The organism is uncultured Veillonella sp. (assembly GCF_938010505.1).
In the GTDB taxonomy this organism is placed as follows: Bacteria; Bacillota; Negativicutes; order Veillonellales; family Veillonellaceae; genus Veillonella.
In genome coordinates, this window is sequence record NZ_CALLVP010000093.1 from 1 (window position 1) to 5,135 (window position 5,135).

The window sequence follows — 5,135 nt, forward strand, 5'->3', positions numbered from 1 at the left end:
AACACCGGAATTAGCCTATCATTTAGGTCGTGCGGCAGGAACGCATTTTGGTAAGGAAAAGGAACATCCTACGTTCTTGATCGGTCGCGATACTCGTATTTCTGGTTCCATGCTTGAAAGCGCATTAGCAGCAGGCATTTGTTCTGTGGGCGGCAATGTAGTAATTGCAGGTGTTGTACCTACTCCTGCGGTAGCTTATCTTGTACGACAACAAGGTTTTGATGCGGGTGCTGTTATTTCTGCATCACACAATCCATATCCAGATAATGGCATTAAATTCTTTGATGGCAATGGCTATAAATTGCCAGACGAAGTAGAAGATGAGCTAGAAAATTATGTGCGTCAAAGTGCAGATAATGAGCTAGCACGTCCTACTGGTGATGGTATTGGTACAATTGAGTACAATAGCAACTTGGCTCATCTCTATGCTCATTTTGTACGACACACAATCGATACATCTCTCGAAGGCCTAACAATCGTTTATGATGGTGCTAATGGTGCCGCCTCTAGCGTAGGTCCAGAAATCTTGGCAGGCCTTGGTGCTAAAGTTATCAATATCAACGTAAATCCAGATGGTTTGAATATCAACCATCACTGCGGTTCTACACATATCGAAGGCTTGCAAGTCGCAGTACAACAACACAATGCAGACCTTGGTATCGCCAATGATGGCGATGCTGACCGTTGCTTATTGGTTGATGAAAAAGGCGAAGTTCTTGATGGTGACCAAATCATGTTATTGTGCGCTCTTAAGTTGAAAGAAGAGGGCAAACTTAAAGATGATACTGTAGTTGGCACTGTTATGAGTAATATTGGTTTCCACAAAGCAGCTAAAGAGCTAGGTATGAAAACCTTTGCAACGGCTGTTGGTGACCGTTATGTATTGGAATACATGCGTGAACATGACCTTTCCGTTGGTGGGGAGCAATCTGGTCACGTAATCTTTTTAGATTACAACACGACTGGTGATGGTATGTTGACGGCTGTTCAAGTGGCGGCTCTTATGAAGGAGAAAAATCAACCTCTTTCCGAGTTGGCTGGCATTATGACAAAATACCCACAAGTGCTTTTGAACGTTCGCGTTGCTACAAAAACTGGTTGGGAAGATAACGATATCATCAAAGCTGCTATCGTAACTGCGGAAAGTGAACTTGGTGTAGAAGGTCGCGTACTTGTACGTGCCTCTGGTACAGAACCACTCATTCGTGTCATGGCTGAAGGACCTAACCAAGAAGAACTACAATCCCTGTGCCAAGAAATCGCTGATATTATCGGTAGAGAACAAGGGTTGGCTGAATAAAAGTAGGGTGTGAGGTGGCAGAGGAGCTTGCGACGATGAAGCCCACACATCACTTTGTTCCGAGTGTAAGATTTTGCAAAGCAAAATCCACAGCGAGGAACCATCTTTACTGAGATTAATCCTATGGATTTTAATAATTGTGAATTCATTCTACAATTTTTATATCAAAGGTATACCCTCCTATATATGTCACTTTGCTCAGTCCTACGTAAAGTCGCTGCAGGAACAGATATAGGAGGTTTATAGATGAGTGATATTTTAAATAGAATAATCATAATGAATAACCTTTTTGTTTTGGGTTATTCTAAGCTTAGAGGGTGATATTATGAAAACAATAGGCTTAATTGGGGGAATGAGCTGGGAAAGTACGATTACGTATTACCAAGTTTTGAATGAAACTATTAAGCAAGTTTTGGGCGGCTTACATTCGGCAAAATGTATTTTATATAGCGTTGATTTTGAAGAAATAGAAAAGTGCCAGGCAAATGGCGATTGGGATAGAAGCGCTGAAATTTTATCCGATGCGGCTCAATCTCTTGAAAAGGCTGGTGCTGATTATATTGTTATATGCACGAATACAATGCATAAAGTAGCGGATGAAATAGAAAGAAATATTCACATACCTCTTCTTCATATTGCGGAAATGACTGCAGTAGAGTTAGAAAAATCAGGTATTACAAAGGTAGGTCTACTCGGTACCAAGTACACGATGCAACAAGATTTTTATAAATGTATCTTGGAAAATCGGGGGATTCATGTTGTTATCCCTAACGAAGATCAAGTTGAACTTGTGAATGGTATTATATACAATGAATTGTGTTTAGGTATTATTTCTAATGAATCTAAACAACAATACTTAGATATTATTGGTGATTTGGTAAAATCTGGTGTACAAGGTGTTATTTTAGGCTGTACTGAAATCGGACTACTTGTTAAACAGGATGATACAGATATACCGTTATTTGATACTACATTGATACATGCAAAAAATGCGGCGTTGATTTCTATTGGTAGAGCATAATATAGTTAGCTTTTATTATTGTTTAAATAACATAACCCTCTATTAGATATTTTTATTCATTTTTAGAATATCTAATAGAGGGTTGTTTTATGCAATTAGAATTAGCTAGAGACTAAAGGAAATCTTTTAGCATGGTTTGAATTTATATGAGGGGAGTTACTATAGGCACGTATATAGAAAGTAATTTGTGTTATTATAGCCATATAGTCTGAAATGTATTAGATAGAAAAGGTGTAATATGAAGCTTGCTATAAAAGAGTATTGGGAAAACCTTAAAGCAGAATATGAAGCTACATATAATGCGTCTATATTTAGTGAGTATGATGTGCTAAAGCAATACGCAGAGCGTTTTAGAACGTATTTAATTACTTTGATGTGTGAGTATTCAAATGATGTGGATGTGGTCTGTACTTTAGCAACTGTTGAACAGGTGTTGAGGGATGAGAAAAATTCAATAGAACTATTGGAAGAGTTCCTCAGAAAATATACAGAAGAACTGAGTGATACTGATAAAGCGAGAATTTTCACTAATTTGGCTTTTTATTATAACGATGAGGGGAGTATAAAAGAATATGAGTATCTATCTGCAGCTGTAAAGTTAAATTCTCCATATATAGAGACCTACCGAGGGCTGGCTTTATATCATTTTTCATCTTATGCAGAAAAGGGCTCAGTAGAGGAATTGGAGAGAAGCTTACTGACTTATGAAAAGGGACGAAGCATATCAGATAATTATGAAATGAACTTTGGCTATGCGGTATGTTTATTTGAACTCAAAGAATATGAAAAAGTAAAGACCATACTTTTGCAGTTACTTGAAAACTATCCAAATAGAATGCGGTTATTGTTGTGTATAGCTTATTGCGATGTGTATTTAGGCAATAAAAAGCAAGCCCTTGATTATTTGAAGAAAATTAAGATTGGTGGAGATCCTGCATATCAGCGAGATGATGAGATTTGGGAGTTTGATATCTTAAATGCCTATTATGTATTAGATGAGTATAAATTATTCTTAGAAGAATGCGAAAAGGCTAAAAACTCTTGTGACTTAAGTGACGGTCCTTATTATTTTGGGCTTTGGACTATGAATCAACATGACCAATTCCATCTAGAGGTGGACAAGCAACGAACAGAAATATTGGCATGTATAGAAGATGCAAAAGTGGACGAAGACTTTGATAGTGAAGATGAAAAGCAAAGTTATATCCAGAGCTGGGAAGATGATTTAAAAGACCTAAATTTATTGGAACATAAAATTAAAGATGAAAACTACAAACCTGTTGTTGAACTAAAACTATGGCCAATATATGGGTGCTATTTAATAGACTGTTTAACTCATAATTTTTAATCCGTTAACTATTGGCAGATGTATCTAAAGGCGATTTATATATTCAAGCTGATATACAAGTAAGTTTAATAAATTAAAAGCACTACTTTGAATTGTAATTACTGATATGTACCCCCTTTACCGGACAACCAGTAAAGGGGGTACATATCAGTATTCAGAGTAGTGCTTTTATAATTATTTATCAGCCACAACAAGTTTATATCCATTCAATTGAATGTTACTGCCGGTTGTGTCTTCGTTGCTCAAGGATTTTACATAGCTGTCGCCAGTGAGTATCCAATTGGAGTCTTTGCTGAGTTTCACAGTTACTTCTTTAGCCGTGTTGTCTGTGTTTACAGCACCTACAAGGCTAGATCCATTTGTCATGTCTAGAGCGATGGTACTGATTGAATCGGACATAATATTACCGCTTAGTTCTTGATTAGATGCGCGGAGTGTAAGGTGACCGCCGTTCTCACCAGTTTTTCCCCAACGGGAGTCAGCAGCTGCTTTCACTAGGGTAGAAGTGTTCGGCATAGAGATTGCATTGTTAGAAAGGTCTACTTCAGCAGTGGTGTTGTTTACATAGAGGAACGCACCTGTAGCGTGAGTTGTAAGTGTGTTATTTTCTGCTTTGAGTCGAGCAATACCGTTTTCAGCATCACCAGAGAAGCTTTGATATAGCATAAAACCATTGTCTTTGTAGCCAGTTACATTGGAGTTTGTAAGGGTAATGGAGTTCTTACCTTCTACAACGCCAATTTCACTATTATTAGCTATTCCGTTGACATTGTTTACCATAATATTACCCGTGGAGTAGATAACAGGACTACCTTCACCAGTGGCAAAGACTGCATTAGAACCTTTAGAGTTAGATGTAATATTGCTACCCTTGATGTTGATTTGACTGCCGTCAATGCCGAGGACTACTGCATTTTGACCACGAAAATTGCTATTATCATCGCTTGTAGTGTTGCCAGTTTTATCGAAAACGCTATTTTCAATATCAATTACCGCTTTGTTTTTACCGATAAAAGCATTTTGATCGGCTGTTGTGTTTGTCATCGACTCATGAGCAATAGATTTGTTTTCTGTTACTATTGCTGTACCTGTGAAAGTATTGGGATTTACTTCCGGTTGAGGAGCCATGCTATTAGATCCTCCGTTAGGCATCCCCTCTGGAGGCACCCCGTTTGGCGCACCACTTGGGGGCATACCATTAGGTGCTCCTACAGGAGGTTGCCCTGTTGGTGGCGCACCATGAGGTGTATTGTTTGGATGTGTGCTTTCTTGTGTGGGCGATACTGTTTTAGTTTGTTCTGTTGTGGTTACAACTGCTATGTTAGTGTTAGGTTGAGTTTCTGCTGCTAAGGTTGGAATGATGGCTAACGTCGATAGGGTAGCGCCAAGTACTGCAGGTAATACCCAACGGCGTAACTTTCTATAGGACAAACTATTTTTTCTATTTTTATGTTTCTTTTTAATCG

At 38.3% G+C, this 5,135-nt stretch carries 4 protein-coding genes; 3 read left to right on the top strand and 1 reads right to left on the bottom strand.

From position 1 onward, the window contains the following. The 3 genes from glmM to Q0507_RS05685 all read left to right on the top strand — a co-directional run. Nucleotides 1-1,300, top strand: a 1,300-nt coding sequence (glmM, locus tag Q0507_RS05675) for a phosphoglucosamine mutase (RefSeq protein ID WP_298713662.1), incomplete at its 5' end; no start/stop codon positions are given. Nucleotides 1,301-1,625: 325 nt separating this feature from the next. Continuing rightward, nucleotides 1,626-2,321, top strand: coding sequence for an aspartate/glutamate racemase family protein (locus tag Q0507_RS05680; protein WP_298713666.1), 696 nt, complete (start codon nt 1,626-1,628; stop codon nt 2,319-2,321). A gap of 238 nt (nt 2,322-2,559) precedes the next feature. Next, entirely contained in the window at nt 2,560-3,669 is a 1,110-nt protein-coding gene (locus tag Q0507_RS05685; protein WP_298713669.1) for a tetratricopeptide repeat protein, read from the top strand. A 174-nt stretch (nt 3,670-3,843) separates the two neighbouring features. On the opposite strand, the gene Q0507_RS05690 is transcribed toward Q0507_RS05685, so the two are convergent. Next, complete coding sequence (locus Q0507_RS05690; RefSeq protein ID WP_298713672.1) at nt 3,844-5,133, bottom strand: hypothetical protein; 1,290 nt, start codon at nt 5,131-5,133, stop codon at nt 3,844-3,846. Nucleotides 5,134-5,135: the final 2 nt, after the last annotated feature.

Bases quoted from the DNA above. Each gene is read 5' to 3' on its own strand.
- Q0507_RS05680 (WP_298713666.1), top strand. From the start codon at position 1,626: ATGAAAACAATAGGCTTAATTGGGGGAATGAGCTGGGAAAGTACGATT.
- Q0507_RS05685 (WP_298713669.1), top strand. From the start codon at position 2,560: ATGAAGCTTGCTATAAAAGAGTATTGGGAAAACCTTAAAGCAGAATAT.